Origin of the sequence: Dechloromonas denitrificans (assembly GCF_001551835.1) — a bacterium.
Taxonomy (GTDB): Bacteria; Pseudomonadota; Gammaproteobacteria; order Burkholderiales; family Rhodocyclaceae; genus Azonexus; species Azonexus denitrificans.
Window position 1 is genome coordinate 495,960 of record NZ_LODL01000021.1, and the last position, 25,253, is coordinate 521,212.

At 66.7% G+C, this 25,253-nt stretch carries 26 protein-coding genes, 1 tRNA gene, 1 pseudogene and 2 riboswitches (1 of these 30 only partly in view); of the genes and pseudogenes, 6 read left to right on the top strand and 22 right to left on the bottom strand.

Features of this window, described 5'->3' with window-relative positions:
• Positions 1-45 (bottom strand) — tRNA-Asn (locus tag AT959_RS13440) (it extends 63 nt beyond the left edge of the window).
• Positions 1-282 (bottom strand): annotated as a pseudogene (locus AT959_RS21625) (hypothetical protein); the annotation flags it as partial. The pseudogene AT959_RS21625 and the gene AT959_RS13440, both read right to left, overlap by 45 nt.
• Positions 279-749, bottom strand: coding sequence for a GNAT family N-acetyltransferase (locus tag AT959_RS13445; protein WP_066883889.1), 471 nt, complete (start codon positions 747-749; stop codon positions 279-281). The pseudogene AT959_RS21625 and the gene AT959_RS13445, both read right to left, overlap by 4 nt.
• Before the next feature lie 11 nt (positions 750-760).
• On the bottom strand, positions 761-1,792 hold the full coding sequence (locus AT959_RS13450; protein WP_240481834.1) for a ribonucleotide-diphosphate reductase subunit beta: 1,032 nt from the start codon (positions 1,790-1,792) through the stop codon (positions 761-763).
• A 125-nt stretch (positions 1,793-1,917) separates the two neighbouring features.
• Positions 1,918-4,668 carry a ribonucleoside-diphosphate reductase subunit alpha gene (locus AT959_RS13455; RefSeq protein WP_066883891.1) on the bottom strand — a complete coding sequence of 917 codons (2,751 nt, stop codon included), beginning with the start codon at positions 4,666-4,668 and terminating at the stop codon, positions 1,918-1,920.
• A gap of 126 nt (positions 4,669-4,794) precedes the next feature.
• A riboswitch (cobalamin riboswitch) is annotated at positions 4,795-5,065 on the bottom strand.
• Between the two features lie 27 nt (positions 5,066-5,092).
• Entirely contained in the window at positions 5,093-5,455 is a 363-nt protein-coding gene (locus AT959_RS13460) for a (2Fe-2S) ferredoxin domain-containing protein (RefSeq protein ID WP_066883893.1), read from the bottom strand.
• Positions 5,452-6,438 carry a precorrin-3B C(17)-methyltransferase gene (cobJ, locus tag AT959_RS13465; protein ID WP_083518405.1) on the bottom strand — a complete coding sequence of 329 codons (987 nt, stop codon included), beginning with the start codon at positions 6,436-6,438 and terminating at the stop codon, positions 5,452-5,454. The genes AT959_RS13460 and cobJ overlap by 4 nt, the downstream gene beginning before the upstream one ends.
• Positions 6,435-6,830 carry a cobalamin biosynthesis protein gene (locus AT959_RS13470; RefSeq protein ID WP_066883895.1) on the bottom strand — a complete coding sequence of 132 codons (396 nt, stop codon included), beginning with the start codon at positions 6,828-6,830 and terminating at the stop codon, positions 6,435-6,437. The genes cobJ and AT959_RS13470 overlap by 4 nt, the downstream gene beginning before the upstream one ends.
• Positions 6,831-7,098: 268 nt before the next feature.
• Entirely contained in the window at positions 7,099-7,845 is a 747-nt protein-coding gene (locus AT959_RS13475) for a cobalamin biosynthesis central domain-containing protein (RefSeq protein ID WP_066883897.1), read from the bottom strand.
• A gap of 81 nt (positions 7,846-7,926) precedes the next feature.
• Positions 7,927-8,745, bottom strand: a complete 819-nt coding sequence (gene cobI / locus AT959_RS13480) for a precorrin-2 C(20)-methyltransferase (protein ID WP_066883899.1) — start codon at positions 8,743-8,745, stop codon at positions 7,927-7,929.
• Positions 8,742-10,028 carry a bifunctional cobalt-precorrin-7 (C(5))-methyltransferase/cobalt-precorrin-6B (C(15))-methyltransferase gene (locus tag AT959_RS13485; RefSeq protein ID WP_066883901.1) on the bottom strand — a complete coding sequence of 429 codons (1,287 nt, stop codon included), beginning with the start codon at positions 10,026-10,028 and terminating at the stop codon, positions 8,742-8,744. The genes cobI and AT959_RS13485 overlap by 4 nt, the downstream gene beginning before the upstream one ends.
• Positions 10,015-11,181 carry a cobalt-precorrin-5B (C(1))-methyltransferase gene (locus AT959_RS13490; protein ID WP_066883903.1) on the bottom strand — a complete coding sequence of 389 codons (1,167 nt, stop codon included), beginning with the start codon at positions 11,179-11,181 and terminating at the stop codon, positions 10,015-10,017. Before AT959_RS13490 ends, AT959_RS13485 begins: the two co-directional genes overlap by 14 nt.
• Positions 11,178-11,852, bottom strand: coding sequence for a precorrin-8X methylmutase (locus tag AT959_RS13495; protein WP_066883905.1), 675 nt, complete (start codon positions 11,850-11,852; stop codon positions 11,178-11,180). Before AT959_RS13495 ends, AT959_RS13490 begins: the two co-directional genes overlap by 4 nt.
• A gap of 6 nt (positions 11,853-11,858) precedes the next feature.
• Positions 11,859-12,794, bottom strand: a complete 936-nt coding sequence (locus tag AT959_RS13500; protein WP_066883907.1) for a sirohydrochlorin chelatase — start codon at positions 12,792-12,794, stop codon at positions 11,859-11,861.
• On the bottom strand, positions 12,787-13,578 hold the full coding sequence (gene cobM, locus AT959_RS13505; RefSeq protein WP_066883908.1) for a precorrin-4 C(11)-methyltransferase: 792 nt from the start codon (positions 13,576-13,578) through the stop codon (positions 12,787-12,789). Before cobM ends, AT959_RS13500 begins: the two co-directional genes overlap by 8 nt.
• A gap of 37 nt (positions 13,579-13,615) precedes the next feature.
• Positions 13,616-14,479 carry an energy-coupling factor ABC transporter ATP-binding protein gene (locus AT959_RS13510; protein WP_066883910.1) on the bottom strand — a complete coding sequence of 288 codons (864 nt, stop codon included), beginning with the start codon at positions 14,477-14,479 and terminating at the stop codon, positions 13,616-13,618.
• Entirely contained in the window at positions 14,476-15,216 is a 741-nt protein-coding gene (gene cbiQ, locus AT959_RS13515) for a cobalt ECF transporter T component CbiQ (RefSeq protein ID WP_066883912.1), read from the bottom strand. The genes AT959_RS13510 and cbiQ overlap by 4 nt, the downstream gene beginning before the upstream one ends.
• Positions 15,206-15,541 (bottom strand): energy-coupling factor ABC transporter substrate-binding protein, encoded by a 336-nt coding sequence (locus AT959_RS13520; RefSeq protein ID WP_066883914.1) that lies wholly within the window; start codon positions 15,539-15,541, stop codon positions 15,206-15,208. Before AT959_RS13520 ends, cbiQ begins: the two co-directional genes overlap by 11 nt.
• Positions 15,538-16,215: an energy-coupling factor ABC transporter permease gene (locus tag AT959_RS13525; protein WP_066883916.1), complete on the bottom strand. Its 678-nt coding sequence runs from the start codon at positions 16,213-16,215 to the stop codon at positions 15,538-15,540. Before AT959_RS13525 ends, AT959_RS13520 begins: the two co-directional genes overlap by 4 nt.
• A gap of 129 nt (positions 16,216-16,344) precedes the next feature.
• A riboswitch (cobalamin riboswitch) is annotated at positions 16,345-16,552 on the bottom strand.
• A 193-nt stretch (positions 16,553-16,745) separates the two neighbouring features.
• Positions 16,746-17,567, bottom strand: a complete 822-nt coding sequence (locus AT959_RS13530; RefSeq protein ID WP_066883918.1) for a crotonase/enoyl-CoA hydratase family protein — start codon at positions 17,565-17,567, stop codon at positions 16,746-16,748.
• Between the two features lie 63 nt (positions 17,568-17,630).
• A complete protein-coding gene (locus tag AT959_RS13535) occupies positions 17,631-17,843 on the bottom strand; it encodes a PTS sugar transporter subunit IIB (protein WP_066883920.1) in 213 nt (70 codons plus the stop codon).
• Positions 17,844-17,892: 49 nt separating this feature from the next.
• Positions 17,893-18,471: a cob(I)yrinic acid a,c-diamide adenosyltransferase gene (locus tag AT959_RS13540; RefSeq protein WP_240481835.1), complete on the bottom strand. Its 579-nt coding sequence runs from the start codon at positions 18,469-18,471 to the stop codon at positions 17,893-17,895.
• Between the two features lie 63 nt (positions 18,472-18,534).
• On the opposite strand from AT959_RS13540, the gene hyi reads away from it, so the two are divergent.
• From hyi to AT959_RS13570, 6 genes are read left to right on the top strand one after another with little or no spacing between them, the layout of a single operon-like run.
• Positions 18,535-19,308, top strand: coding sequence for a hydroxypyruvate isomerase (gene hyi, locus AT959_RS13545; RefSeq protein ID WP_066883924.1), 774 nt, complete (start codon positions 18,535-18,537; stop codon positions 19,306-19,308).
• Complete coding sequence (locus AT959_RS13550; protein ID WP_066883926.1) at positions 19,305-20,567, top strand: glycerate kinase type-2 family protein; 1,263 nt, start codon at positions 19,305-19,307, stop codon at positions 20,565-20,567. Before hyi ends, AT959_RS13550 begins: the two co-directional genes overlap by 4 nt.
• A gap of 8 nt (positions 20,568-20,575) precedes the next feature.
• On the top strand, positions 20,576-22,057 hold the full coding sequence (locus tag AT959_RS13555; RefSeq protein ID WP_066883928.1) for an FAD-linked oxidase C-terminal domain-containing protein: 1,482 nt from the start codon (positions 20,576-20,578) through the stop codon (positions 22,055-22,057).
• Entirely contained in the window at positions 22,057-23,130 is a 1,074-nt protein-coding gene (gene glcE / locus AT959_RS13560; protein WP_066883929.1) for a glycolate oxidase subunit GlcE, read from the top strand. Before AT959_RS13555 ends, glcE begins: the two co-directional genes overlap by 1 nt.
• Positions 23,130-24,365 (top strand): glycolate oxidase subunit GlcF, encoded by a 1,236-nt coding sequence (gene glcF / locus AT959_RS13565; protein ID WP_066883932.1) that lies wholly within the window; start codon positions 23,130-23,132, stop codon positions 24,363-24,365. The genes glcE and glcF overlap by 1 nt, the downstream gene beginning before the upstream one ends.
• The gene (locus AT959_RS13570) at positions 24,365-25,246 is read left to right on the top strand and encodes an HDOD domain-containing protein (RefSeq protein ID WP_066883934.1); all 882 of its coding nucleotides are present in this window, start codon (positions 24,365-24,367) and stop codon (positions 25,244-25,246) included. Before glcF ends, AT959_RS13570 begins: the two co-directional genes overlap by 1 nt.
• Positions 25,247-25,253 lie beyond the last annotated feature (7 nt).

Consider the following 25,253-nt stretch of genomic DNA (forward strand, 5'->3'; position numbering starts at 1 on the left):
GTTGCTATTGGTGGCTTCGATGACCGGGGTCGGTGCTTTCGGGGTCGGCGCCCGTTGCTGCTTGACTGGCTGCGGCTTGATCATCGGCAGCGGCTTGGCGACCGGTGGCTTTTCCGCTTCCGGCGGTTGCAGCAGATCGACGACCAGCGGCATTTCCATGATCTGCGGGACAACCGTCTTGGCGGCCAGGACGAGCAGAAAAACGCCGACATGCAGGCCGATGACAACGCTGAGCAGACCGCTGCGCTGGAAGGGGGAAGGACGAGAGAGGGCGTAACTCATGCCGCGGCCCGTTCCGCCAATCGGTGGCCCAGCAGGATGCGTGCCCTTGGGTAGCCGTGGCTGCCCTCGACCGGGTAGCCGAGCTCGAGGCAGATGCGTCGGGCGGCCGGATGGCCGGTGGCCAGATGGACTTCCCGGATGCCCTCGGCCTCGGCAACGCGCAGGGCATTGGCAAACAGTGCCCTGGCCAGTCCGCGCCGACGCTGCGGCGCCAGGACGCTGGCCGCCAGCTCGGCGACATGGCCATGAAGCGCCAGATGGATGAAGGCGATGAGCCGGCCGTCGGCGGCGAACAAGCCCAGGCATCGGTCGCGCTGAAAATCGATCCGTTCCACGTAATGGCCGATGCCGGCATCCGACAGTACCGCCGAAAAGCGGCCATGGCGATCATCGGCATCGAGCGCCAGCAGATGGGCGGCAATCCGCGGACGGGCGAGTTCCGACAGCGCCTGCGGCGATGGCGCCAAGGAGTGGCATCCTAATCCCATGCCAGCGCTCCCCCGGTCTGATACTCGGTGACGCGGGTTTCGAAGAAGTTCTTTTCCTTGCGCAGGTTGGCCTGTTCGTCGAGCCAGGGCAGGACGTTCCCGGCCCCCGGGAACGGCTCGGCGACGCCAACCTGGCGGGCTCGGCGGTTGGCGATGAAGCGGAACTGGGCGACGTGCAGTTCGGCGTTGTAGCCGAGGATGGGCTCCTTCAGGATGTAGCCGGCGTAGGCGCTTTCGGCCGCTTCGGCTTCGTCCCACAGTTCGCGCAGCGCGGCCGGGTCGAGCGTCAGGTTTTCCTCGATCAGCAGTTCGCGGATGACGCGGATGCCGAAGGCGCAGTGCAGCACCTCGTCGCGCATGATGTACTGCAGCTGCTCGGCGGCGCCCTTCATCAGGCCGCGCCGTTGCAGTGCGAAGACCGGGGTGAAGCCGTTGTAGAACCAGCAGCCTTCGAAGATCACCGCGAAGAAGAAGTAGGAGAGCGCGAATTCGTGCAGGTTGGCGCGGTCGGTGAGATCGAAGTCCGAGCGCAGTACCTTTTCCAGCCGGCGGTTGGCGAGCGCGATCTTGCCGTGGATCTCGGGCACGACGCGGTAGCGGTTGTAGATCTCCTGCTGGTCGAGGCCGAGGCTTTCGATGCAGTGCTGGTAGGTCCAGGTGTGCAGCGCTTCTTCATAGACCTGGCGGGCCTGGTAGATCTGGATTTCCGGCGCGCTCATCTTCTCCATGACGGCCAGGCCGATGTTGCGCATGGCCAGGATGTCGGAGGTCGTCAGGTAGGCCAGCACGTTTTCGAAGACGTGGTGCTCGGCCGGGCTGAGCTTGTGCTGGTAGTCGAGCACGTCCTGCGCCATGGAAATTTCCAGTGGCGTCCAGTGATTGCGGTTGGCCTTCAGGAAGAACTCCCAGGCCCACGGGTACTTGAACGGGGCCAGCTGGTTGATGTCGGCCTTGCCGTTGACGATGCGCTTGTCGGCGGCGTTGATCGGGGCGAGGGGGACAGTCGGCTCCCTCCCCTTCAAGGGGAGGGCTGGGGTGGGGATGGTGTTTTGATTGGAAGAAAAATGTAACCCATCCCCCTCCCGGCCTCCCCCTTGAAGGGGGAGGAGAACGGCGGGGGCATCCCAATCGTCAAAACGCAGCGCGCTCATTGGCAGGCCTCGCATTCGGGATTGTCGATGGAACAGAACTTCGCTTCTTCCGCCACCCCAGCGTCGTCCCGGCCCCCGGCCTTTTCCGCCTGGCTGGCGCCCAGCGTGCGCAGGTAGTAGGTCGTCTTCAGGCCGCGCGTCCAGGCCAGCTTGTAGATTTCATCGAGCTTCTTGCCGGAAGGCTGCGCCAGGTAGAGGTTGAGCGACTGGGCCTGGTCGATCCATTTCTGGCGGCGCGCCGCGGCTTCGATCAGCCACACCGGGTCGATCTCGAAGGCGGTGGCGTAGCGGGCCTTCAGTTCGTCCGGCACGCGCTCGATGCGGGCCAGCGAGCCGTCGAAGTACTTGAGGTCGGCGACCATCACTTCGTCCCACAGGTCGAGCGCCTTGAGATCGCGGACCAGCGCGTCGTTGACCACAGTGAACTCGCCGGACAGGTTGGATTTGACGTAGAGGTTCTGGTAGGCCGGCTCGATGCTGGCCGAAACGCCGACGATGTTGGAGATGGTCGCCGTCGGCGCGATGGCGACGCAATTGGAATTGCGCATGCCGTGGCGGGCGATGCGTTCCTTCAGCGCCGGCCAGTCGAGGCTTGAGGCGCGGTCGACTTCGACAGGCCGGCCCCGCCCGGCTTCGAGCAAGTCGATCGAATCGAGGGGCAGGATGCCCTGGTCCCACAGGCTGCCGGTGTAGCTCGAATACCTGCCGCGCTCGCGGGCCAGTTCGCTCGACGCCGAATAGGCGTGATAGCAGACGGCTTCCATGGTCCGGTCGGCGAATTCGACGGCTGCGGTCGACGCGTAGGGCAGACCGATTTCGTACAGGCAATCGGCGAAGCCCATGATGCCGAGGCCGACCGGGCGATGGCGGAGGTTGGCGTTGCGCGCCTTGGGCGTCGCGTAGAAGTTGATGTCGACGACGTTGTCGAGCATGCGCATGGCGGTCTGCACGGTGCGCGCCAGCTTGGCCTGGTCGAGCTGACCGTCTTTCAGGTGGGCCGGCAGATTGACCGAGCCGAGGTTGCAGACAGCGGTTTCCGAATCGGACGTGTTCAGCGTGATCTCGGTACAGAGGTTCGAGCTATGCACGACGCCGACGTGCTGCTGCGGCGAGCGCTGGTTGCAGGCATCCTTGAAGGTGATCCACGGATGGCCGGTTTCGAACAACATGGTCAGCATCTTGCGCCAGAGCTGCACGGCGGGAATCTTCTTGTGCAGCTTCAATTGGCCGGCGGCGGCCTGCGCCTCGTAGCCGACATAGGCCGCTTCGAACTCGGCGCCGAACTTGTCGTGCAGGTCGGGCACGTCGACCGGCGAGAACAGCGTCCATTCGGCCTGATCGATGACCCGCTGCATGAACAGGTCGGGAATCCAGTTGGCGGTGTTCATGTCGTGCGTGCGGCGGCGCTCGTCGCCGGTGTTCTTGCGCAGGTCGAGGAATTCCTCGATGTCGAGGTGCCACGTCTCCAAATAGGCGCACACCGCGCCCTTGCGCTTGCCGCCCTGGTTGACGGCGACCGCCGTGTCGTTGACCACCTTCAAAAAGGGAATGACGCCCTGGCTCTGGCCGTTGGTGCCCTTGATCCGGCTGCCTAGCGAGCGCACCGGCGTCCAGTCGTTGCCCAGGCCGCCGGCGTATTTCTGCAGCAAGGCGTTTTCCTTGATAGCCTGGTAAATGCCTTCGAGATCGTCGGCGACGGTGGTCAGGTAGCACGACGACAGCTGCGAATGCAGGGTGCCGCTATTGAACAGCGTCGGCGTCGAGCACATGAAATCGAAACTCGAAATCAGGTCGTAGAACTCGATGGCGCGGGCTTCGCGGTCGATTTCATTGAGCGCCAGGCCCATCGCGACGCGCATGAAGAAAATCTGCGGCAGCTCGATGCGCCGGCCGTCGATGTGCAGGAAGTAGCGGTCGTACAGGGTCTGCAGGCCGAGGTAGCCGAACTGCAGGTCGCGTTCCGGCTTCAAGGCAGCGGCCAGGCGCGGCAGATCGTAGGTGGCGAGACGCGGGTCGAGCAGTTCGGCGGCGATGCCCTGCTTGATGAAATTTGGCAAATATTCCGGGGTGACCGTGGCAAGTTCTTCCTGCGTCACCGGCCGGCCGAGCACTTCGCGGCCCAGGCTGGCCAGCAGCAGGCGGGCCGTGACCTGGTTGTAGGCCGGCTCGCGCTCGATCAAGGTGCGGGCGGCGAGGATCTGCGCCTGGAAGACGTCGGCCAGCGGCACGCCGTCATAGAGGTTTTTCACGGCGCTATCAAAGATGGCCTTGGCCGAAACCGCGTCACCGAGACCGCCACAGGCCGCTTCGCAATTCTTCAGCAGCAGCGCCCGGTCGAGCGGCTGGCGCATGCCGTTGTCGAGCACATGCAATTCGGCGACCTTGATTTCCTCAACCTGGCTGGCCGCCCGCTCGGCGGCGCGGCGTTCGCGGTAGAGCACGTAGGCGCGGGCAACGTCGTGCTCGCCGGCGCGCATCAAGGCCAGTTCGACCTGATCCTGAATATCCTCGATATGGACCGTGCCGCCCTCCGGCGAACGCCGGGTCAGGGAGCGGACCACCACCTGCGTCAGGTGGGCCACGACATCGCGGATGCGCGAAGAGACGGCACCCTGCTTGCCATCGACGGCAAGAAACGCCTTGGTCAATGCGACGGCGATCTTGTCGGCATGAAAGTCGACGAGCGCGCCGTTGCGACGGATGACTTGAATGGCGCTCAGCTCGTTTGGATATTGCTTGTCCTGCATGGTCAAACTCCAGAGTCTGACCGTCCACACGAAGAGGACGACAAGCGGTGCCCAAGGGGCAAACTGCCTTTGCCGCCCTCTGCTCCCCGCAGACGGTCTGTTGCAAATGCCGTTGGCCGTGGGGCCGCGGGCGTTGTTCAACAGGCCGGTCTCCGGGCTGGCAAGTCGGACTCTGCGGACAGAGGCCGGGCGCATCGCCTTCCCGGACCGTTCGCGCGCGTCTTGCGACGCCACGTGGCGATCCAGTGGCTGGCCGTTCGGTGAGAACGACCGTGATGTACCTGCACTTGCTTACCGTTGCGGGGGCAGCCAGGGCTTTGCGGCAATACCGCGCACCCTGTTCCCGTTTAACCCGATACGCTGACGCGGATCGGGCACCTGTTGCTGTATTCCGGTGAAGAATGCTTCGTCACCGAACGGCGGATTATAGCGGCTGGCCCTCCAATCCGTTCAATCGGGCCGCCTGATGAAAGACCAGATCCTCGACGACACGGCCGTGCTGCAGGTGCTCCGCGATAATGCGGTCCATGTTGGCGTCGGTGACGTTGTAGTACCAGGTGCCGTCGGGCTGCACGCAGATGACCGGGCCGCCCTTGCAGGCGGCGAAGCAGCCGACGCGCGAACGCTTGACGCGCAGCTCGCCGGCCTCCAGCCCGGCCGCCTTGAACTTGGCGCCGAGGCTGTCGAACAGCGCCTGCGCTTCGCCGTTGGCGGTGCAGCGCGGGCCGGTGCAGATCAGCAGGTGGCGCTTGTAGTCGCCGATCTTCGGCTTGACGACCTCGCTCATGCCTCGATCTCGTTGGCTTCGCCTTCGGCCGGCACTTCGGTGGCCAGTACGGCGGCGATGTAGTCTTCCGGCAGGCGGTGCTCGGCGGCCAGCTCGGCGGCGCTGCGGCCGCTCGCCTGAATGCTCGCCATCCAGCCGTTGAGGCCGGTGGACAGCGAACGGCCGGCTTGTTCGCCATCGTGCGTGTTGCGCTCGCCAGCTTCGACGGCGTACTTGTTGGCGTAGCCGCGCGGCGTGACCATCAGGCCGTGCTTGATGAAGGTGTTGGAATTGCCGATCAGCACCGTCGACAGCATGCCGATGTCGGCCTCGGCCATCTTGTCCAGCGTCGTGAATTCGATGCGCTGCTTCGGCCGGTAGCCGGACTTGACGATGGCGACCGGCGTCTGCGGATCGCGGTGGCGCAGGAAGAGGCGCTGCGCCTCGACGATCTGCTGGGTGCGGCGGCCGCTTTTCGGGTTGTAGAGAGCGACGACGAAATCGGCATAGGCGACGGCGTCGAGACGGCGGGCGATGGTCGGCCACGGCGTCAGCAGGTCGGACAGTGAAATGGCGCAGAAATCGTGGGTCAGCGGGGCGCCGACCAGCGCGGCACAGGTGTTGAGCGCCGATGCGCCGGGCACGATCTCGACTTCGATGTCGGAATCCGGCGTCCAGCCGGCCTGGAACAGCACCTCGAACGTCGGCCCGGCCATGCCGTAGATGCCGGCGTCGCCCGAGGAAATCAGCGCTACCTTCTTGCCCTGGCGGGCACGGTCGAGCGCCTCGATGGCGCGGTCGAGTTCCTCGGTCATCGACTTCTTGATGACTTCCTTGCCTTCGACCAGGTCGGCGACCAGGCGGATGTAGGTGACGTAGCCTATGATCGTATCGGCCTCAGCGATCGCCGCCCGGGCGCGCGCCGTCAGGTGGTCGTTGCTGCCCGGGCCGAGGCCGACGAGCATGATTTTTCCGTGTTTTTGCAGGGTTTCAGGGGCGTTCATTGGGGAATCCTCGCGATGGAGACAGTGGCGTTGCGTCCGTCCGGGCCGCGCAACTTGTGTTTTTCGATAAGCAGATGGCTGGCCTCGGCATTGGCCGCGAGCAGCGCGGCGGCTTCCGAGACCGACGGTGTGCCGGTGTATTTGCGGACGGTTTCCGACGGATTCGGCACGTCGACCGCAGCCAGTGCCGCCGCCGGGTAAAACCGGCAGGGCCAGCCGTTTTCCTGGATGACGGCGAGCAGACCGCTCTCGTCAGCCTTGAGGTCGATGCTCGCCACCGCCTGCACGTCGTCGACGCCGTGGCCGCAACTGGCCAGCGCCTCGGCGATGCATTGGGCGATGGTGGTGGCGGGGGTGCCGCGGTCGCAGCCGAGGCCGAGGGTGACTTTCATTGCTCAGATGCCCGGGGGCTTTGGCTACGGAGGCCGCCGCTCCCCCCCTTCGCGAGCGCCGAGCAGCGCAGGCTGGCCGGGGGCAGTCGGTTCGCAATGTTTGAGCCGCAGGCGAGTTTTGCGAGCCGCCCGGCCAGGCGAGCAGCGCAGGGAACCGGGCCAGCGGCCTGGCGCGAACGTTGGGGTCGCCTTTCTTTGCTTACTTTCATTGGCGAAGCAAAGAAAGTGAGACGCCGCTCAACGGCGGAAAACAGCGTTGGCCAAGGGTTCATGCCAGAACCGGCCCTGGCCGATAAACCACCCGCTTGCCGGCGAGGCGGGCCGCCAGTTCGGTCGGCAGGGTCCGTTCGCTGATCCACAGCACTGCCGCGAAGCGCTCGATATCGACTTCCTCGAGCCGAGCGAAGCGCTGGATGTTGGCGGCCAGCGGGCCGCTGCGACCATTGGCGTGGCGGCTCCACCAGTCTTCGCTGCCGGCTTCCTGGACCAGCGCCACCGCTTCGTCGTTCACCACCGCGGCGCTGCAGCGGACGATTTCGTCGTGCGTCGCTTCGAAAGTCCAGCCCAGTTCGCGGCCGAGCAGATCGACGGCCAGGGTCTGGCGGGCGTCGGAGGCGGTGGTCAGCACCGGCGTTGCGCCAAGGGCGGTGGCGAGGTGGCCGGCCAGCGCGTTGGCGCCGCCGAGGTGGCCGGAGAGCATCGGGATGACGAACTTGCCGGCTTCGTCGATGACGACGACGGCCGGGTCGCTTTCCTTGTTCTTCAGGTGCGGCGCGATCAGGCGGACGACGGCGCCGAGCGAGACGATGGCGACGATGCCATCGAAGGCGGCGAACAGCGCCGGCACCTGGTCGCCGACCTTGCCTTCATAGCAATGGGCGGCGCCGGGGGCGGCGGTTTCGGCTTCGCTGCGGAATTTTTCGGGGCTGAAGAGCTGGGCGCCGGGCAGCGCGGCAACGACTTGGCTGGCCAGCGCGATGCCGTGTTTGGTGATGGAAACAACTGCGATTCTCATGGGGATGGGGTCCGTTTTCGGTGTTGTTGTGTTGTCATTCCGGGCTTGACCCGGAATCCAGCGTCTTTTCTGGATTCCCGCCTACGCGGGAATGACGGCTTCGCTGATCGCCGATTCTTCGGTCTTGGCGGCCTGGCGCTTGCGGCAGCCGCGGCGCAGTTCGCCCCGCACCCGTTTCGGGTTCTGGACCAGCATCAGCGACAGGTAATTGACCTTCTCTCCCTTCAGGCTGGCGACGTCGCGCACGATGCGCTGGTCCGGCGCCCCGGCCTTTTCGATGAAGACCGAGCTGGCGAGCAGGTCGCGCTGCTCGAGCAGGTCGATCACTTCGTCGACCAGCGGCTTGACCTTGAGCAGGGCCAGCGTGTCGAATTCGTCGAGCAGATGGTCGATGACTTCGACGCCGTAGGCGGCGGGAATGATGGCGAAGGTTTCGTCCTCTTCGGCCAGCGTCGTGCCGGTGATCGCGGCGGCGGCGGCGAAGGAGGAAACGCCGGGAATGGTCTCGACGGCGATTTCCGGCACCAGCTCCCGGACGACGCGGGCGAGGTGGCCGAAGGTGGCGAAGGTCGAGGCATCGCCTTCGACCAGGAAGACCAGGTCGCGCCCTTCGCCGAGCAGTTCGACGGTGCGCACGGCGGCGCGGGTCCAGGCCTTGGCCAGGATCTCGGCGTCGCGCGTCATCGGGAAGACCAGTTCCTCGGCGTCGGCCGGCACGGCGAGGCCGCCGCGTTCGACGATGGACAGCGCGTAGGACGATTCCTCGGCCTTCTTGACCGGGTACAGCCAGCGGGCGCCGGACTGCAGCACCGACCAGGCGCGGCGGGTGATCAGTTCGGGGTCGCCCGGGCCGAGCGAGGCGCCGATCAGCTTGCCGTAGGTGGTTGTGGTTTGTGTCATGGGTTTTCCTTGCTTGCGGTAACGATCCACACCGGGTTCTGGGCGGCCAGCCGGTGCATGTCGAGAATGGGCTGGCTGCGGCTGGCCTGCAGTTGGACGACGTCCCAGGCGGCGCCGGCTTCCTTCAGTGCAGCCGTCGCCACCGCCAGGTTTTCAATCGTGACGAAATTCATCACCAGTCGGCCGCCGGCTTTCAGGCGGCCGAGGATGAGCTTGATCAGCTCGCCCAGTTCGCCGCCCGAGCCGCCGATGAACACGGCGTCCGGGTCGGGCCAGGTGTCGAGCAGCGTCGGCGCCTTGCCTTCGCACAGCGTGTAGTTGCCGACCCGGAAACGTTCGGCGTTGGCGCGGGCGTTGGCGGCATCGCCTTCGTTTTTCTCGATCGCCCAGACATGGCCATGCGGGGCGAGCCGGGCGCATTCGAGGCCGACCGAGCCGGAACCGGCGCCGATGTCCCAGACGATGGCGTCGGGGGCGAGGCGCAGCTTGGCCAGCGACAGGGCGCGCGCTTCCTGCTTGGTGATCAGGCCCTTTTCGGGGGAGCGCTGGATGTATTCGAGATCCTCCAGCCCGAAGGCCGGGCGGCCGGCCGCCGGCTGACGCTCGACGAGCACGACGTTCGGTTCGGGAAAGGCCATTTTTGCGACGTCGACCGCCGGCAGATCGCGATGGATCGCTTCATCGGGCAGCCGCAGCCGGCAGGCCACCGACATCTTCACGTCGTCGCCATAGCCGGCGGTCAGCAGCGCCCGGGCCAGCCGGGCCGGCGTGTTGTCGGGGCCGGTGAACAGCGCGACGCGCCGGTTCAGGGCAATCGCCCGCATCAGCTTGTAGAGGCCGTGCGCCGGCGTCGCGCCGACGAACCATTCGCCGGCATCGGCCGAGTGGCAGGTCGAAATCTTGATGTCCTGCCAGGGCGTCTTGAAGCGGGCGAAAGCCAGTTGCAGTGTGGACACGGCGGGAATGATCGTGAAGCCGTCGGCTCCCAGCTTGCCGGTCAGCCAGGAGGCGATGCCGTGACAGAGCGGGTCGCCGGTGGCCAGGGCGACGACCGACTGGCCGGCGGCGCGGGCGGCGCTGATCCAGCCCGGGACCTGGCCGAGCCGGCCGTCCATGTCCTTCAGTTCGGCGTTGGCCGGCAGGTAAGGGCGGACCAGGTCGAGCGTGCGCCCGGCGCCGATCACGACATCGGCCGCGGCCAGCCGCTGGCGGGCGCTGTCGGCCAGGCCGGCCCAGCCGTCGTCGAGGATGCCGAGCAGGCAGCAGTTTTCAGGTGGCTTCATCTTCTTCCAGACGGCAAATGAACTGTCCCTCGAAATCGCAGACGAGGATGGTCAGGTGGTAAGGGCCGGGGTAACAGGCTTTCAGGCTGCAGATCGCCTTGCCGGCCAGGGCGCGGTGGAAGGCGACGGTGAGACCGAGGCCGGCCAGCCGTTCGGCGGCGAAACGGGCGGTTTCGGCGGCGCGGATTTCCTCGACCAGATCGGCCGGGGCGCCGACTTCCTGCGCCGACTCGGCGAGCAGGTCGCGGTCGATCTCGGCCTTCCAGGCGTGGGTGACGGCGAGTCCCTGGCACATCTTGGTCAGCTTGCCGACCATGGCGCCAACGTAGACCTTCGGGAAGTCGCGTTTGACCGCCGACTGGAAGGCCGCCTTGACGAAGTCGCCCATCTGCACGAAGCAGGACTCGTCGAGTTCCGGCAATTGGCGCATGGCGAATTTCTCGGTGCGGCCGCCGGTGGTGAACACGACGCTGGTCTGCCCCTGCTTGGCGGCGACATCGACGGCCTGGACGACGCTGGCCCGGAAGGCGGCGGTCGAGTAGGGGCGGACGATGCCGGTGGTGCCGAGAATGGAAATGCCGCCGAGAATGCCGAGCCGGGCATTCAGCGTCTTCTTCGCCATCTCGTCGCCGCCGGGCACGGAAATGGTCACTTCCAGGCCGTCGACCGCCAGCATCTCGTCGGCAACGGCGCGTACGTTGTCGCGGATATTGCGTTGCGGCACCGGGTTGATGGCCGGGCCGCCGACTTCGAGGCCGAGGCCATCCTTGGTGACGAGGCCGACCCCGAAGCCGCCCTTGAGGACGATTTCGCCGACGCGGTGCGGCAGCAGCCGGACGGCGGCCGTCATGTGGGCGCCGTGCGTCGCATCCGGGTCGTCGCCGGCATCCTTGACGATGACGGCGTGGGCGATGCGCGCCTCGCCCTCACCTTCGATCCGGCCGTCGTGCACGGCAAAAGTGGCTTCGCTGCCGTTGGCCAGCCGACAGACGACGCTGGCCGGTACTTCGCCGAGCAGCAGGCCGAGCGCCGCCGCCCGCGCCGCCGCCGCCGAGCAGGTGCCGGTAGTGAAGCCGGTGCGGTTGCCGCGCTCGCGCCGGCCGTCGCCCTTGCGGACTTTGGCCGCTGCGCTGGCGTCGCTGTTGTCGCTCATGCTGCCCGTTTTTGCTCGGCTTCGGCCAGGCCAAGCAGGGCGTGGATGGCGGCGACGACCAGGGTTGAACCACCCTTGCGGCCGGCAATGGCGACCCAGGGAATGTCGTGCATGGTCATCAGCAGATCCTTCGATTCGGCGGCCGAGACGAAGCCGACCGGCATGCCGACGATCAGCGCCGGTTTGGCGCCTTCCTCGCGGACCAGGCGGACGATTTCGATCAGTGCGGTCGGCGCATTGCCGATGCCGACGATGGCGCCGTCGAGCTTGCCCAGTCGGTGCGCCTTGCGCATGGCCTGGACGGCGCGGGTGGTTTCCTCGGCCTTGGCCTGCTCGATGACGTCCGGGTCGGAAATGTAGTGGTGGGTGGTCATCCCGAAATGCTTCAGGCGCGGCGCCGAGAGGCCGACGCAGATCATCTCGACATCGGCGACGATCGGCGTGCCGCCCTTGAGCACGGCGGCCAGCCCGGCCTGCATCACGGCCGGGTGGAAGCGGGTCAGGCCGTTGAATTCGAAGTCGGCATTGGCGTGGATCATCCGGCGAACCAGCGGCCATTGCTCGGCGCTGTAGTCGTGCGGGCCGACTTCGGCGTCGATGATGGCGAAGGAGTCGTGCTCGATGGCGCGGCCGGCGGCGGTCAGTTGTTCGGTAACGATATTGGCGGTCATGGCGGTTCAGGCGTGGGCGTGTTGGCAGTGGGTGGCGGGGGCGTGATCGTGGTGGTGCTCATGTCCATGGTCGTGGCCATGGGCGTGGCCACAGCCACCGGTGGCGGTATGGCTGTGGTCGTGCAGGTGTTCGGCCTCGGCCGCTTCGCGGTACTTGCAGCCGTCGCATTCGAGCAGGCTGCCTTCGGGCAGTTCGTCGCCGCCGACCTTGCGGTCAAGCAGGTCGAAAATGCCCTTGTCGAAGCCGAAGTGGGTGCCGAGCGCGAAGGCGACCTGCGGGTACTGGCTTTGCAGGCGTTCGAGCTGGCCCTTGATGCGCTCGATCAGGACGCCGGTGAACAGGTAAACCGGGACGACGCAGATCTGCGTCATGCCGAGCTTGACCTGGCGCTGGACGACCGTTTCCAGGCGCGGCCAGGTGATGCTGGTGAAGGCCAGGTCGACCAGTTCGTGCTCGTTGGCCTCGAACAGCCAGCGCACCATCTTGGCCAGTTCGCCGTTGGCACCGGCGTCGGACGAGCCGCGGCCGAGCAGGATGACGCCGGTGGTCTGCGGGTCCGGCATGTTCAGGCCTTGCAGCAGGCGGTCGAGCTGGCCCTGCAGCACGGCAAGAATCTCGCGGCCCATGCCGAGGTGGCGGGTGACCGCGAACTGAACCTCGGGGTGGCGGGCGCGGGCCTCCTCCAGCGCGGCCGGCAGCTCCATCTTGACGTGGCCGGCGGCATTCAGGATGAAGGGGATGACGACAACCTGGCGGCTGTTTTTCGCCGCACGGTCGAGGCCCTCGTTGAGCAGCACTTCGGCGTGTTCGATGAAACAGACTTCGATCCGCCAGTCCGGGTGGCGCTCGCGCCACTGGGCAGCGAAATGCAGGATTTCCTTGTTGCCGTCGCGGTTGCGCGAACCGTGGCCGACCAGGAGCAGGGTGGTGTCGTTAAGCATGGGGAGTCTCCGTGGCTTTGCGGAAGCGGTGCGTGAAGCTGGGGTCGTAGAGTTTCGAGCGGGCGAGGTCGGTCCAGTCGGCGGCGCCCAGCGTCGGGCTGGCGACGATCATCGCCTGGCTGCCGACTTTCTCGGCCTGGCACTTGTGCTTGATGTCGGCCAGCGTGCCGCGAATGATCTTTTCCTCGCCCGGCCAGCTCGCCTTCTGGACGACCAGGATCGGCGCCTCCTCGGCCCAGCCGGCGGCGCGCAGCGCGTCCTGCACCTTGTGCAGCAGCGTGATCGACAGGTAGATGCAGAGCGTCGCCTTGTGCGCCGCGAGCGATTCGAGGTCCTCGCCCGGCGGCATAGGCGTCCGCCCGGCGACGCGGGTCAGGATCACCGTCTGCGTCACTTCGGGCAGCGTCAGCGTCTCGCCGGCGGCGGCCATCGAAGCCATCGCCGAGGAGACGCCGGGGACCACCGCCCACTCGATGCCGGCCGCGGTCAGCGGTCGCGTCATCTCGATCAGCGCGCCGTAGAGGCCGGGGTCGCCGGTCTGCAGGCGGAGCACGGTGGCGTGCCGGCTGGCCTGGTCGAGCAGCCAGGCCGTCATTTCTTCCAGCGTCATGTCCTTCGAGTCACGGATGACGCAGCCGGCCGGCGCGTACAGCGTCGCCGCCTGGTCGACCAGCGAACCGGCGAACAGCACGGCGCCGGCCTGCTCCAACAGGCGGCGCGCCTTGACGGTCATCAGGTCGGGGTCGCCGGGGCCGGCGCCGACGAACCAGATCTTGCCGGCCATCAGGCGGGCCTCCTGCGTGCAGTCCGGCGGTCGACGGTCAAATCAGGGCAAATTGGCATGGGCTTTCCTTTGTTTGGTTCAGTGCAGCGAGCAGGTCGGCGGCGCAGCGCGGTCGGGCGCCGGCCGACAGCAGGCCGTGGCCGGCCAGGGCGCGCTGCAGGGTGATGATTTCCGGTAGCGGCAGGCCGACGGCGGCCAGTTCCGCGCCATGGCTGCCCAGTTCGCCGGCCGCCAGCGTGGCGGTGCAACGGCCGGCCGCCATCAGGTGGATGCGCTCGGCCCAGCGATAGGCGAAGTCGATGTCGTGCGTCGCCAGCAGCAGCGTGATGCCGCGGCCGTGCAACTTGTCGAGCACGGCCAGTAGTTCCTGTTGCATGGTATGGTCGAGGCCGGCCATCGGCTCGTCGAGGATCAGCAGTTCCGGCTGCATGGCCAGGACGCCGGCGATGCAGACGCGCTTTTTCTGGCCGAAGCTCAGGTTATGCACCGGCCGCCCGCCAAATTCGCCCATGCCGACTGCCTGCAGCGCATCGGCAACGCGCCGGCGAACGCTGGCGGTATCGAGCCCGAGATTGAGCGGGCCGAAGGAAACATCCTCCGCGACGCTGGCCGAGAACAGCTGGCGGTCCGGGTTCTGGAAGACGAGGCCGACCCGGCTGCGCAACTGGCGCAAACCGGCCCGGCCGTAATCGACGGCGCCGCCGGCATAGCGCACGATGCCGGTCTGCGGCCGGAGCAGGCCGTTGGCGTGCTGGAACAGCGTGGTCTTGCCGGCCCCGTTGGCGCCGATCAGCACATTGCGGCTGCCGCGCCGGATGGCCAGCGAACAGTCGTTCAGGCCGAGGCTGCCGTCCGGATAACGGTAGCTGACCTGTTGCAGTTCAAGCAGGCAGTCGTTCATCGCAGGCTCACCGCGAGGCCGATCAGGGCGAGGCCGGCCAGTCCGGCCAGTACGCAGTGGTGCCGGCTGTCGGCAAAATCCGGGGCGAGAAAGCGCAGCGGGCCGTCGTTGTTGCGGGCCTGGGCGGCGACGTGCAGGGCGGCGGCGCGCTGCCAGACCTGCAGCGTCAGGTTGGCCGCCAGTTGGCCGAGCGAGCGCAGGGCGAGGCGGGGCGTCGCGTAGCCGAGACGGGCCGACTGGGCAGTTAAGGTGTCGTGTACGGCGGCTGAAAAGACGAACAGCGTGCGGTAGCAGAGCACCATGATGTCGAGCAGCAGTTCGGGCGTTTTCAGGTGGCGCAGCAGCCCGATCAGGTCGCTGAGCGGCGTCGTCAGCACCAGGAAGAGCAGCGCCGCCAGCGCGCCGAGCGAGCGGCTGCCGGTTTCGGCCAGCTGGGCCAGGCCGCCCGGGGCGAGGTGCCAGTGCGGGGCGCCGGCGCTGACGTCGAGCGAAAAAACCAGCGACAGACTGCCCAGGGCGAGAAAGAACAGCGCCGGGGCGGCGACGCGCAGGTAACGGGCGGCCGGGATGCCGGCGCCGAAGACGGTGAGCAGGGCCAGGCCGCCGGCGACGAGGGCGGCGGTCAACGGTCTCCCAGCGGCAAAAACCGCGACGAAGCCGGCGGCCGCAAAGAGCCCCTTGGCGGCCGGCGAAATGGTGCGCCAGTGGTTGGCGTAGGCGGCCTGTTCAATCAGCACCGGTGGTTTTCTCCGGGTTTTGCGCGGCGGCCCGGCGCATCTTTTCGCGGGTCACCGAGACGCCGAGGTAGTAGCCGATGAAGCCGGCGCCAAGCGCCGCCTGCACGGCAAAGAGCAACGAGGCGATTTCGCCGCTGGCCGGTTCGAGCAGCGGTGCGAACCACGGCTGGTAGGTCGGGGCGATCTGGCCGATCAGTTCCATTGCCTTGTTGTCGGCGCCGGCAAAAATGCCGGCACCGTTCGCCGGCTGCTCGACCAGCCACAGCGGCAGGACGGCGAGCAGCACGACGGCGAGCAGCAGCAGGGCGTTCTGGTGGCGCTTCATGCCTGCGCCTCGCCGGCCGGCAGCAGCTTCATGTCCTGCAGTTCCTGCGGGTTGAAGCGGGCCAGTGCGTTGAAGATGACGACGGTGAGCAGGCCTTCGCTGATCGCCAGGGGAATCTGGGTGAGCGCGAAAATGCCGGCGAATTTGGCGAAGGAGGCGATGAAGCCGCCGGCCGGGTCGGGGAAGGCCCAGGCCAGTTGGGCCGAGGTCGTGACGTAGGTGAGCAGGTCGGCCAGGCTGGCGGCGAGAAAAATGCTGAGCGCGAAGGAGGCTTTCAGGCTGCGGGCCAGCTTGAAGACGCCGGCCGCGGCAAAGGGGCCGACGACGGCCATCGAGAAGATGTTGGCGCCGAGCGTGGTCAGGCCGCCGTGGGCGAGCAGCAGCGCCTGGAAGAGGAGGACGACGGCGCCGATCGGCGCCATCGCGGCCGGCCCGAAAAGCAGCGCGCCGAGGCCGGTGCCGGTTGGGTGCGAACAACTGCCGGTGACCGACGGCAGTTTCAGCGCCGAGAGGACGAAGGCGAAGGCGGCGGCGACGCCGAGCAGCATCCGCTGTTCCGGCCTGGCGCGGATGCGTTGGCGGATCGTCAGCAGGCCGCCGGCGACGAAAGGCGTCGCGGCGAGCGTCCAGCCGACGGCATGCGAGAAGGGCAAAAAGCCTTCCATGATGTGCATCTTTCTCTCCCACAGCGAGAAATGGCAAACAGCACCAGACCGGGGGAAATATGCAGATCGGAAGACGGGCCGGAGACGGAAAGCCGCCGGCGCAAATCAACAGAACCACTCCCGTCACCCCGGGGATTGGTACTACGTTTGATTTGGGCCGGTCTTCTGGCTCGCCTTCAATCTTCTCCACCAACCTTCCCATGCGATGCACAGTGGCGTGAGGTGGAGTCGTCAGGCTTACAGCAGCGGGGGCTGCGCCGGAATGTCTGCGTCTGCAGAGTCACCGGCTTCCCGTTTCACCCGCCCCACGATCGTGAGGCAAGGCACCCAAAACGGGGGCGAGTATATACGACGAATCCGGAATGAAAAATATCTTTTCGGCATCCCGGAGGGCGGAAGAGAGTCTGCGGGCAGTAAGTTCGCTCAGTCAAATGTCATTCCCGCCCAGGCGGGAATCCAGCAAGTGGGCATTGACTGGGTTCCCGCCTGCGCGGGAACGACAGATTCAAGAGTTGTTGCTTTAACGGAATTTTCGCTACCTAATCGGCGAAATTCGCTGCCCGTTTTTCCCGCTGCGCAGCCAGGCATTCGCCGAGGTCGGCCGAGAGCAGCATTGCCGCATTCCAGGTCGCGACGTAGTTGAGGCCGTCGGCGACGCTGTGGTCGCGGCTGTAATTCATCACTTCCTTGAGGCCGCGGGTGGCGAGCGGCGACTTGCCGGCGATGGCGAGGGCGATTTCGCGCACACCGGCGGTCAACGCTTCCGGCGAGCCGAAAATGCGGTTGGCGAGGCCGAGCCGGACCGCCTCTTCGGCGTCGACATGGCGGCCGGTGTAGGCCAGTTCGCGCGCCATGCCGTCGCCGATCAGGCGGGGCAGGCGTTGCAGTGTGCCGACGTCGGCGACCATGCCGATGTCGATTTCCTTGATCGAGAAAATGGCGTCGGGGGCGACGTAGCGCATGTCGCAGCAGGTGACGAGATCGAGAGCGCCGCCGACACAGGCGCCCTGGATGGCGGCGAGCACCGGCTTGCGGCAGCGCTCCAGGCTGCTCAGGCAGTCCTGCAGATCGAGGATCAGCCGGCGCAGGGCTTCGCGGCTGCGCGCCCCGTCCGGGTCGGCGATCCGTTGCTGGACGCCGGCCAGCATGGCGAGGTCGATGCCAGCGCAGAAGTTGCGGCCTTCGCCGGCCAGGACGGCGACGCGGGCGGCTGGCGTGGCGTCGATCCAGTCGAAGGCCTGGCGGATTTCCTGCCACATCGCTTCGTTCAGCGCATTCGAACGGTCCGGCCGGTTGAGGCGGACTTCGGTGACGTGGTCGGCGAGGCTGAGAGTGAGGGTGGTGAAAACGGGTGGGTTCATCGGGCTGTCTCCTTGGTTTTATTGGATTTGCCCGCGATCTTACGCGATTGGCGTAGCGCCGGATCAGGCCATGCTGGCCAGCGCGTTGGCGAGTTCGTCATTACTGCCGGCGTGATCGTCGCCAGCTGTGCGCTGCGTCTCGACCCGGACGTGGTAGCCGGCCGAGCGCAACTCTTCCGCCCACTGCTCGGCAGTGTGCCGGTCGGGGTGCCACGGCCCTTTCTCGACCACGGGGTGGGTCGAGCCGTTGCGATAGGTGGTGATGACGCGATACACGATTCAGCAGCTTGTCGGCGCTTGCTGCCGGCTGGGGCCGGCAGCCGGCTCAGGCAGCGTTCTTGCCTTTCTGCCAGAGGACGTCGCCGCGGCCGCCGGCCCGGTTCAGCGTGCGGCCGAGGATGAAGAGCAGGTCGGAGAGGCGATTGACGTAGCGGCGGGCGGCTTCGGACAGCGGTTCGGCGTTGTTTAGGCGAACCATCGAACGCTCGGCGCGCCGGCAGACAGTGCGGCAGATGTGGGCGATAGCGGCCGGCCGGGTGCCGCCGGGCAGGATAAATTCCTTGAGCATCGGCAGGTCCTCGTTGAATTGGTCGGCCAGTTCTTCGAGGCGGGCGACCTGGGCGTCCTTCATGATGTCCATGCCGGGCAGGCAGAGTTCGCCGCCGAGGTCGAACAGGTCGTGCTGGATATCGAGCAGCGCAGCGCGGACGGGTTCCGGGAGCTCTTCGCAGAGCAGCAGGCCGAGATTGGAGTTCAGTTCATCGACTTCGCCGATGGCATCGATGCGCAGGCTGTCCTTGGTCGTCCGGCTGCCGTCGCCAAGGCCGGTAGTGCCGGCGTCGCCGGTGCGGGTGACGATCTTCGACAGGCGGTTGCCCTTGCGTTCGGATTCGGTATTGCTCACTGCGCTCTCCTCGTTGTTATGCATCCAATTATACTGGCGGGCCGGATACAGACTGTTGCCGCCATGCCAAAGTTCGCCGCCAACCTGAGTTTTTTGTTCACCGAACAGCCTTTCCCCGAGCGTTTCAAATTGGCGGCGGCGGCTGGCTTTCGCGGCGTCGAATACCTCTTTCCCTACGATTATCCGGCGGCCGATGTCGCCGGCTGGCTGCGCGAGGCCGGTCTCGAGCAGGTGCTGTTCAACCTGCCGGCCGGCGACTGGGCGGCCGGCGAGCGCGGCCTGGCCTGCCTGCCGGGGCGGCAGGGGGAGTTTGCCGAGAGCGTCGAACGGGCCTGCGAGTACGCCATGCTGCTTGATTGCTCCCGCTTGCATTGCCTGGCTGGCTTGCGTCCGCCAGGCCATGACGAGGCGGAGTTGGAGGCGACCTACCTCGCCAACATCCGGTTCGCCGCCGACCGTTGCGCCAGCATCGGCGCGACGCTGCTGATCGAGCCGATCAACAGCCGTATCGACATGCCCGGTTACTGGCTGGACGACGTCAAAAAGGGTTTTTGCCTGCTCGACCAGGTCGACCGCAGCAATGTGAAGTTGCAGCTCGATCTCTACCACGCCCAGATCATCCAGGGCGACCTGGCGCGGACCATCGAAGCCAACCTCGGGCGTATCGGGCACATCCAGATCGCCGACAATCCCGGCCGGCACGAGCCGGGCACCGGCGAGATCAATTACCCCTTCCTCTTCAACTTGCTCGACCGCCTCGGTTACGCCGGCTGGGTCGGCTGCGAATACAAGCCGCTGACGACGACCGAAGCTGGTCTGGGCTGGAGAGCGCAATGAGCCCGCGCGACATCCTGCGCCGCCTGTTCGATGCGGCCATCGCGGCGGCCGATCCGATGCATTGCGTGCCGCCGCATCTACCGCCCGATGATGGCGGCCGGCTGATCGTGATCGGCGCCGGCAAGGCCTCGGCGGCGATGGCGCGGGCGGTGGAAGAACATTGGTCGGGGCCGCTCGACGGCCTGGTCGTCACCCGCTATGGCCACGGCGTGCCTTGCCAACGGATCGAGATCGTCGAAGCGGCGCACCCGGTGCCGGATGCAGCCGGCGAAGCGGCGGCGGCGCGCATGCTCGCCAAGGTGCGCGGCCTGCACGAAAACGACCGTGTGCTGGCGCTTATTTCCGGCGGTGGCTCGGCCTTGCTCGCGGCACCGGCCGCCGGCGTCACGCTGGCCGAAAAGCGGGCGATCACGGCGGCGCTGCTCAAATGCGGGGCGAGCATCGGCGAGATCAACAGCGTCCGCAAGCACCTCTCGGCGATCAAGGGCGGCCGGCTGGCGGCGGCGGCCTGGCCGGCTTCGGTGCTGACGCTGGCAATTTCCGATGTGCCGGGCGACGACCCGGCGGTGATCGCCTCCGGCCCGACGGTCGGCGACCCGACGACGGCAGCCGAGGCGCTGCAGGTGCTCGACTTCTACGCCATCGAGATTCCGCCGGCGCTGCGCGCCCGCCTGCAAGCCGGCGAGCTGGAAACGCCGAAGCCAGGGGCGCCGCAACTGGCGCGCAGCAGCTTCAAGCTGGTCGCCAGCCCGCTGCAGATGTTGCAGGCGGCGGCCGCCGAAGCGCAGCGCCTGGGCATCGCGCCGCTCATTCTCGGCGACGCCATCGAGGGCGAGGCGCGCGAAGTTGGCAAGGCGCTGGCCGGCATCGCGCTGTCCTGCGGTCGACATGGTCTGCCGGGCAAAAAGCCCTGCGTCCTGCTCGCCGGCGGCGAAACGACGGTGACGCTGAAAGGCGCCGGCCGGGGCGGCCGCAATACCGAATTTCTGCTCGGCCTGGCGCTGGCCCTCGATGGCGTGCCGGAAATCTCGGCGCTGGCCGCCGACACCGACGGCATCGATGGCAGCGAGAACAACGCCGGCGCCTTCGTCGGGCCGGACACGCTGCAGCGGGGGCGCGACCTTGGCTTGGACATTCGCCAGGCGATGGCCGGCAACGATGCCTGGGGCTATTTCTCGGCGCTGGGCGATTTGCTGGTCACCGGCCCGACGCGGACCAATGTCAATGACTTCCGCGCTATGCTCATCGGCATAGAATGAGGCCCAAGATGACGACACCCGAACCCGACTTTCAGACTGACCGTGCGGCGCTGGCCGGGCGCCTGAAAATGATCCTGCCGGCACATTGCCTGCTGGTCGATGACGAGGATCTGCGCCCTTACGAGTGCGACGGCCTCACTGCTTTTCGCCAACTGCCGCTGGCCGTCTGCCTGCCGGAAAGCGAGGCGCAGGTCATCGATGTGCTGCGCACCTGCCACCAGCTTGGCGTGCCGGTCGTTGCCCGCGGCGCCGGCACCGGTTTGTCGGGCGGCGCGATGCCGCACGCTCAGGGCGTCGTGCTGTCGCTGGCCCGTTTCAACAAGATTCTGCGCGTCGACCGCAAGGCCCGCCTCGCCGTCGTCCAGCCCGGCGTGCGCAACCTGGCGGTGTCGGAAGCGGCGGCGCCGTTCGGCCTCTATTACGCGCCCGACCCCTCGTCGCAGATCGCCTGCACGCTGGGCGGCAATGTCGCCGAGAATTCGGGCGGCGTGCATTGCCTGAAGTACGGGCTGACCGTGCATAACGTGCTGCGCATCCGTGTTGTCAGCATCGAGGGCGAGGTCTTCGAGATCGGTTCGGAAGCGCCGGATGCGCCGGGCTACGACCTGCTGGCGCTGCTGATCGGCTCGGAAGGCATGCTCGGCGTGGTTACCGAAGTCACCGTCAAGCTGGTCCCCAAGCCGGAACTGGCGCAGGTCGTCATGGCCTCGTTCGACGACGTCGCACGGGCTGGCGACGCGGTGGCCGACATCATCGCCGCCGGCATCATCCCGGCCGGCCTGGAGATGATGGACAAGGCGGCGACCGCCGCCGTCGAACCTTTCGTCAAGGCCGGCTACGACCTCAGGGCGGCGGCCATCCTGCTCTGCGAGGCGGACGGCACGCCGGAGGAAGTGGCCGAGGAAATCGGCCGCGTCACCGAAGTGCTGCGGGCGGCTGGTGCCCGCGAACTGCGCGTCTCGCAGTCGGAAGCCGAGCGCCTGCGCTTCTGGGCCGGGCGCAAGGCGGCCTTCCCGGCGGTCGGCCGCATCACGCCGGACTATTACTGCATGGACGGCACCATTCCACGCAAGCGGCTGGCCGAAATGCTGTCGGCCATCGCTGACATGGAGCACAAGTACGGCCTGCGCTGCGCCAACGTTTTCCATGCCGGCGACGGCAACCTGCACCCGCTGATCATGTACGACGCCGCCAAGCCCGGCGAGTGGCGCTGGGCCGAAGCCTTCGGCGCCGAGATCCTGGAGATGTCGGTCGCCCTCGGCGGCTCGATCACCGGCGAGCATGGTGTCGGCATCGAGAAGATCAACCAGATGTGCGTCCAGTACAAGACGCCGGAGCTGGAAGCCTTCCACCGCATCAAGTACGCCTTTGACGACAAGGGCCTGCTCAACCCCGGCAAGGCGGTGCCCAGCCTGCATCGCTGCGCCGAGTACGGCCGCATGCACGTGCATCAGGGCGATCTCAAATTCCTGGAACTGGAGCGCTTCTGATGAACCTCGACGATCTGGCCGGCCGCATCCGGGCGGCGCACGACAGTCACACGCCGCTGCGCATTCGCGGCGCCGGCAGCAAGGATTTCTACGGCGGCATGCTGGCCGGCGAAGTGCTCGATGTTGCCGAGTACCGCGGCATCGTCGCCTACGAGCCGACCGAGCTTTACATTACCGCCCGCTGCGGCACGCCGCTGGCCGACATCGAGGCGGAACTGGCCGAAGAGGGGCAGATGCTCGCCTTCGAGCCGCCGCAGTTCGATGGGGTGGGTGTCGATTCCGCCGGTGCGACGCTTGGTGGCTGCGTCGCCGCCGGTCTGGCCGGGCCGCGCCGGCAGCAGGCCGGGGCGGTACGCGACTTCATGCTCGGCGCCAAGCTGATCGACGGCAGCGGGCAGGTCCTCGATTTCGGTGGCCAGGTGATGAAGAACGTCGCCGGCTACGATGTCTCGCGCCTGCTCGCCGGCAGCCTCGGCACGCTCGGCGTGCTGGCCGAGATCACGCTGAAGGTGTTGCCGAAGCCGGTCGCCGAGCAGACGCTGCTCTTCGCGATGGACGAGGCCGAGGCCGTCGCCCGCCTCAACGAATGGGGCGGCCAGCCGCTGCCGATTTCGGCTTCCTTCTGGCACGATGGCCAGTTGTGGTTGCGCCTGTCCGGGGCGCGGGCCGCAGTCGACAAGGCGGTCGCCCAACTCGGCGGCAGTCCGGCGGTCAACGCCGCAAAACACTGGATTTCCGTCCGCGAGCAAACGCACCCGGCCTTTGCCGCCAGCGTGCTGTGGCGCCTGGCGCTGCCTTCGGCAGCGCCGTCGCCCGGGCTGGACGGCTTGCGCGCCATCGAATGGGGCGGCGGTCAGCGCTGGTATGCCGGCGAAGCCGGCGATGCCGTGCGCGGTGCGGCAGCCCGCCTCGGCGGCCATGCCGTGCTCTATCGGGCGCCGGAGTCGCTGCGCTGCCTGGAAGGCCCCTTTGCCCCGCTGTCGCCAGCACTGCTGGCGCTGCACCGCCGCCTGAAAAAGTCTTTCGACCCGCGCGGCATTCTCAATCCCGGCCGGCTCTACGCGGAGTTCTGATGGATACCCGACTCGCCGATTTCATTCGAGACACCCCGGCCGGCCAGGAGGCCGAGGCCATCCTTCGCACCTGTGTCCATTGCGGTTTCTGCACCGCGACCTGTCCGACCTACCAGTTGCTCGGCGACGAATTGGACGGGCCGCGCGGCCGCATCTACCTGATCAAGCAGGTTCTCGAAGGTCAGCCGGTCACCGAAAAGACGCGCAGCCACCTCGACCGTTGCCTGACCTGCCGCTCCTGCGAAACGACGTGTCCGTCGGGGGTCAAATACGGCCACCTGCTCGATATCGGCCGTCAGGTCGTCGAGGAAAAGCTGCCACGCCCGTTGAGCGAAGCGCTGCCGCGCCTGCTGTTGCGCGAAGTGTTGCCGCGCCCGGCCATTTTCGGTCCGGCCATCCAGCTTGGTCGCATGCTGCGCCCGCTGCTGCCCAACGTGCTGGCCGACAAGTTGCCGCCGACGCAGCCGGCCGCCGGGCCGTGGCCGGCCAAGGGCCGGCAGCAACGACGCATGCTGGTGCTGGCCGGTTGCGTGCAGCCGACGCTGGCGCCGAACATCAATGCGGCCACCGCCCGGGTGCTGGATCGCCTCGGCATCGAACTGTTCGAGGAGGCCAAGGCCGGCTGCTGCGGCGCCGTCCGCTTCCATTTGAACGACCAGGAACGGGCCAGGGACGACATGCGGCGCAATATCGACGCCTGGTGGCCGCATGTCGAAGCCGGCATCGAGGCGATTGTCACCACCGCTTCCGGTTGCGGCGTGCAACTGCGCGACTACGGCCATGCCCTGGCCGATGATCCGGTGTACGCCGAAAAAGCCGCTAAAATCAGCGCCCTGACGCGCGACCCGTCGGAGGTGGTGGCCGCCGAGCGCGAAAGCTTGTTGCCGCTGTTCCGGAAAAACACGGCAGACCTGGGAAAACTGGCTTTTCATTCGCCGTGCACGTTGCAGCACGGCCTGAAAATCCGCGGTGTGATCGAGGAATTGCTGCAGGCGGCCGGTTTTGAACTGACCCCGGTCGCCGATGGCCATTTGTGCTGCGGCTCGGCTGGCACCTACTCGGTTTTGCAGGCCAAGTTGTCCCTGCAGTTGAAGAGCAACAAGCTGGGCGCGCTGACCGCCGGCGGGCCGGCACAGATTGCCACCGCCAACATTGGCTGCCTGACGCATTTGCAGGCCGGGAGCACGATACCGGTCCGCCACTGGATAGAATTAATGGATGAGGTAATCGCGTAATGGGTATGTCGGTGGCCGAGGCCGTCCGGACGCTGGACGACGAAGCGGCAAAAAAAATGAAGCGCCTGATCGAGCGCGGCGTGAAGATTCCACCTCAGCCACGGGTGCTTGAGGAGTTGCGCAAGCATTTGCAGCGCAAGGAGTTCGATATCCGCCTGCTGTCCCGGGTAATCAACCAGGATGCGGGGATTACGGCGATGTTGTTCAAGGTGGTGACGAGTGCCGCCTACAAGCAGCATCAACCGTTCGAAACGGTCGAACAGATTCTGCACGCGGTCGGCGTGCGCCAGACTTTCAACCTGGTGCAGGCGATTTCCTTGGCCGCCCAAGGTGACCTCAAGAAGAATCCGCAGGTCTATGAAGCCTTCTGGGCGCGCTCGCAGGCAGTTGCCCAACTGGCCATGCTGATTGCCGACGAGCGTATCGCGGTCTGCAACATCTTTCCCGACCAAGCCTACCTGGCGGGAGTCTTCCACGATTGCGGCGTGCTGCTGCTGATGCAGCGCTTTTCGTCCTACTGTGCCGAAATGCACCTTGGCGAACCGGGGCGTTGGGTCGAACTGGCCGAGGAAGACAGCAAGTTCAGTGCCGACCACTGCGTTGTCGGTTACATTGTGGCGCGTCATTGGCATTTGCCGGATTTCATCTGCGATGCCATCCGGTATCACCACGACATTCGCGAACTCGGCATGCATGCCTCCCGTACGATGGTGGCCATCCTGCAGCTGGCAGTCGATATCTACTACCGCGACCAGCGCGTCGCCAATCCGGAGTGGGAGCAGGTCAAGGACGAGGTCCTGCCCGAGCTCGGCATGAGTGACGACGGTTTGCTTGAATTTGTCGATGTCATCATCGAGCGTTTCCATGCAGGCCAGCACTGAAGCGGCT